Raw genomic sequence first — 4,952 nt, forward strand, 5'->3', positions numbered from 1 at the left:
CGATGCAGTCCAAATAGACGATAGGATAAACACTGCTTAACGGCCGGTTCTGCCAAGCGGTGATGTCCTCTAATATGTTATCGGTGACTCTTGAGACAAGAGAGCTTGAAATGTCGACGTCATAGAGCTCTTTAATGCTCTCTACAATCTCGGTGGTGGTTTGACCTTTGGCGTATGAGCGAGGATCAGCAAGTGTCTGGGAGACACTTGCCCGAAGCGCAAGACGTAAGGCTATGCCTGTAGTGAAATATGATTTTATCATCGAGACCTGAGATACGGGTTTGATGCTTGCGCACTAGTGTAGGTTCAAAGCTGCCACCGCGGTCTCTTGGGGTGGATATCTCAAAATCGCCTGTGTCGCTACGGACGGTCTTTTTAGTGTGCCCGTTGCGCTTATTAGGTTTATCCGCCTTTTCATGCTTGGGGTAGCCGAGATGGTCTTCCATCTCAGCTTCAAGGGCAGTGTCGATAAAGGACTGCATGAGTTGCTTCTGAAAGCCTTTGATGTCATCGAAGCTTTTCATACTACCAGCCATTTGCTCGGCCAGTTTTTTAATGTCAGATTGAGTAGTCATTGCTTATTCTCCGGTTAGTGGATTATAAGCAGTTACACAGTTTTTAGGAAAGGCTCCATTGTTATCATAAAATTGTTTCTATATTGTTAATATATGCAATTTAACATTTCTTATTGTTATTGAATCTATGTTAATCATTATCACTTTTTAAGTTTCCCGAATTATACAGAGAAGCTAATTAAAAAAACCTTAGCTAATAAGTCTTAAAACACAAAAATTTGTCAGTCCCCTACTTAATACTGTCCTCTCTGAGACCGTTAAGTAAGCCAAATAGTGTTTTTATAGTCGTCTAAGTTATGAATTATCTGTGGATTATTTAATATTAGTTATATGTATAGATATTTAACTGATTGAAAATATTAAAAATTTTGCCCTAATACTCAAATCCCATTTTCGTAAGGCTTACGTATCACCACATCATCGATTGCTTGCAGCAAATAGCATCGGTAGTCTGTATCAACAGTCTGCTTTGTGGTTACGTTTATCCAAGGACAATCCCCTCATGAGTGCCTCCAAAAAAGTTGGCTTTTTTAACCAAGTCAGTACCCAGGTGACGACCATTCTATTTATTGCGTTTGCGGTCGTACTAGCGGTTGTTGTTTATGTTGTTGATAAAGAAGGTTATGAAAAAATTCGCCTTGAATCCGCAAAACTGGTCGCTGAGCGTGGTAATACCGCGGTCAATAGTATCTCAGCCGATATCAATCGCGTGATGCGTAGTGCCCTGTTATTGCAGCAAAGCGCGCAAACTTTGCCGCCACAAGAAGCAATTTTGCAAGCCAGTACCGCCAATGCTTTTGATAAGCGCGATTATAACTTATTAGGTAGTGGCGGCATTTGGCCGGAAAAAGGCGCACTGGGCGCCAATACCGCCACCCATCCATTTTTGATGGTGCGTCAAAACGGCGATTATCAAGCGGTACTCAGCGACCCAAATCCTGCCAATCCTTATTATCAAGAAGACTGGTTTAGCGTTTTGAAATTGCTCAAACCTGAAAGCTGTATATGGAACCATGTACGCGCCAGCCAAACCAAAGGCGAGCTGGCAATGAGTTGCGGTGTCGCCATCGAGCGTGACAACCAGTTCTGGGGTGCCAGTACCGTCAACTTTACCCTCAATCAGCTACAAGAAAACATCGTTAAACTCAGCGAAAGCTCGGGATCAGGTTATATTTTACTGCTCGATAACAGTGACAAAGTTATCGCCTCCTCTAATCCTGAGCGCTTAAACTATATCGACGAAAAAACCGGTACACCGCTTGATATCAAGCAAGTAATCAACGCTGACCCTGCTTGGAATCCGGTACTAAACTTCTTGGAGACGCAGCGTAACGAAACCATCGAGCGCGTTGCCGCTAGCGTATCGCCGCAAGTTCAGCAGGTATTGACCACGCTTGATAAAGCCGAAACCGGTACGTCAAAAGGCTATTATCTCGTCAACTACGCCGCTTATCTAAATAACGGTGAAAATAAGCAAAACGCGATGGACAGCCGCTTATTGCAGAGCTTTGAGTTGGAAAAAGACAGCTACTATAACGGCAGCCAAGCGTACGTATTTGAGATTCCTGAGACTTATTGGAAACTTATCGTCGTCCAGCCTGATGCTGAAATTAACGCCATCGCTGACAATCTAAGTAAGAATCTGATTAACTGGATTGCCCTCGCGCTACTTATCACCGCGGGTTTGATTTACTTTATGCTCACTTATTTAGCGTTTAAAGCATTAAAAGAAACCACCGATAAAATCTCGCAAGCGGAAAACCTGATTAACGATAAGCAATACAATAAGCTAAGCGAGGTTAAATTCGCCGAAGGTCGCAACGAGATTGGGCTGGTAAACGGCTCTATTAATGACCTCCTAGACCGTATCCAATCTAACGAAGGTAAGCTTGCCAATATCAACCAGCAGCTAGAGATTAAAGTTGAAGAGCGTACCGCTGAGCTACAAGAGACGCTAAAAGAGCTGAAAAACTCTCAGCTGCAATTGATTCGTTCAGAAAAAATGGCAACGTTAGGTCAAATGGTCGCAGGTGTTGCTCATGAGGTCAATACACCACTGTCTTATGTGCAAAACAACCTTGAGATTATCGGTCAGTTGACTGAGCAATACGAAGAGTTGATTGAGTTGGTACAAGGGTTAAAAGCCGTTAAAACTGACGCCGCTACTGATGGCAAAATTGACAAACTATTGGCTGATATCGTCCGTGCGTCGGATGAAATCCAAGAAGATGATTTGTCCACTGAGCTTAAAGAGCTAATTAAAGACTCTCTCTTTGGCGTCGAGCAAATCACCGAGATGGTACTAAACTTACGTAACTTTGCCCGTCTTGATGAGTCAAAAGTGAAAACCATCGATGTGCGCGAATGTATCGAAGCGTCATTGAAAATCGCTGGCAACTCTATCAGACATCAAGAAATTGTCACTGATTTTGCGCCGACCCCTGAGATTAAATGCTCGCCGTCACAGATTAACAAAGTCTTGGTGAACTTGCTTAATAACGCCGCGCAAGCCATGGGCGAAAAACCGGATGGCAAAATCGAAGTGCGCACGCGTTCTGATGAGCGCAATGTCTATATCGATGTCAGCGACAATGGTAAAGGCATGAGCGCCGAGGTGCTTAACCAAATCTTTGAACCGTTCTTTACCACCAAAGGCGCGGGCGAAGGTACAGGTCTTGGGATGGCGATTAGTCAGCAGATTATGGAGCAGCATAATGGCGACATTAAAGCGGTCTCAACCGAAGGCGTTGGTACCACCTTTACCTTAACGCTACCGATTGATAATGATTTAACTGAACAAAGCCTAGCAGCGTAAGCGCTAGGTTCTGTTGTTCGTTTTGTTGTGAGCTCAATTGCTATTTAAATGATTGTATAAAGCTATCGTATTATTATTCATCATAAGGATATCATCATGAATGAATTTGACCATGAAATGGAAACCTCTGGTGCTGAGCTAGGGTCTGGACCAAAACCGAAGTTGGCGTTTATCGACGATGAACAACGTATTTTACGTTCGATGAAACTGCTGTTTCGTAAAACACATGACGTGTTTATCACCACTGACCCGACTGAATATATCGACTATATCAAAAATAACCATGTACACGTGGCGGTCAGCGACCAACGTATGCCCGAGCGCGTGGGTGTCGATATCTTGCGTGAAGTCAAAGAAGTGTCGCCATCTACCATGCGGATTTTATTGACCGGTTACGCTGATTTGAACGCTATTATTGGCTCTATTAACGATGGTGAGATTTATCGTTATTTGACCAAACCTTGTAAATCTGAGGAGCTACTTGCGGTCGTCGGTCGCGCCACCGAAATCGCGTTGACTTATACTCCAGATGAGGACGCGGAGCAATTTGATAGCTCGGGTAAAAAGCAGACACTGTTGGTCATCGATGAAACCGACGAGCTGATTGAACAAATAAGCAAGCAATTCTCGCACAGCTATAGAGTCCTGCACGCTGAAGGCTTGGAAGAAGCTTACGATTATTTAGCCAATGAAGATATCGGCGTGTGTATTACCGACATCAATGTCAGTGGCGAAAACATCGCGCCGATTATCTTTACCTTAAAGCAAGATGCGCCGCACTTAGTGGTCTTGGTACAGACAGAATTTCAGGATGCAGGTTTGCTCATTGATTTGATTAATAAAGGTCAGGTTTATCGCTGCTTACCTAAGCCCATGCGTGCTAGCCTGCTTGAGATTAGCGTCAACCGTGCTTTTCAGCATCATGCAAAACTCAAAGCCAGCCCTGAGTTGGTCAAACGTTATGAAGTCGAGCACGACCCTGAAAACGATGTACGTATTGATTTAAGCAGTCGCGTACGTAGTCTGATTGGCAAATTGCGCAAGCGTTTTTCTTTATAAGCGTTTTTCTTTATAAGCGTTTTTCTTTATAAGCGTTTTTCTTTATAAGCGTTTTTCTTTATAAGCTTAGGAACGATATAAGCACAAAAATAACTGTCCCATAAAATAAAACCTCTATTTCAATTGAAGTAGAGGTTTTTTACTGCACGCTTTTCGATGGGGTTTTTGACGCATTTTTTGACTAAGTGCGGCAACGTGCTACATTAAGCCAATAACTCTATCAGCCTATTTAAAATGCAAGACCATTTAAAACGTCATCTATTTAAAATATCGGTGGTGTGTCAGAAAGTATGCTGAGGAGATGAAAGGAGGGTGACAGCCAAAGCAAGATGATATATTTGAGGTTATGAAGACACAAATAGATATCATATGCCCCGACTGTCACAGCTCCAGTTTTTCGATACACGGCAAAAAAAGCTATGGCAAGCAGAACTACCAGTGTAAGGACTGAACCGCCCCGAGATTGTCGGAGACTCAACTTTCTGAGAGAATACGACAATGAA

Annotated in this window: 3 protein-coding genes and 1 pseudogene; 3 read left to right on the top strand and 1 reads right to left on the bottom strand. The window is 43.2% G+C overall.

Translation table 11 applies throughout. The features are described from left to right. A pseudogene (locus JFC07_RS13310) lies at positions 1-575 on the bottom strand (transposase); the annotation flags it as partial. 502 nt (positions 576-1,077) lie between these two features. Here JFC07_RS13310 and JFC07_RS12840 point away from each other — a divergent pair. From JFC07_RS12840 to JFC07_RS13410, 3 genes are all read left to right on the top strand, one after another. After that, positions 1,078-3,390 (top strand): sensor histidine kinase, encoded by a 2,313-nt coding sequence (locus tag JFC07_RS12840; RefSeq protein ID WP_198329207.1) that lies wholly within the window; start codon positions 1,078-1,080, stop codon positions 3,388-3,390. Positions 3,391-3,486: 96 nt separating this feature from the next. Continuing rightward, positions 3,487-4,449: a response regulator gene (locus tag JFC07_RS12845; RefSeq protein WP_198329208.1), complete on the top strand. Its 963-nt coding sequence runs from the start codon at positions 3,487-3,489 to the stop codon at positions 4,447-4,449. A gap of 346 nt (positions 4,450-4,795) precedes the next feature. Further along, entirely contained in the window at positions 4,796-4,900 is a 105-nt protein-coding gene (locus JFC07_RS13410) for an IS1/IS1595 family N-terminal zinc-binding domain-containing protein (protein ID WP_444428286.1), read from the top strand. Positions 4,901-4,952 lie beyond the last annotated feature (52 nt).

The sequence above is a fragment of the Psychrobacter faecalis genome, assembly GCF_016107575.1.
Classification (GTDB): domain Bacteria; phylum Pseudomonadota; class Gammaproteobacteria; order Pseudomonadales; family Moraxellaceae; genus Psychrobacter; species Psychrobacter faecalis.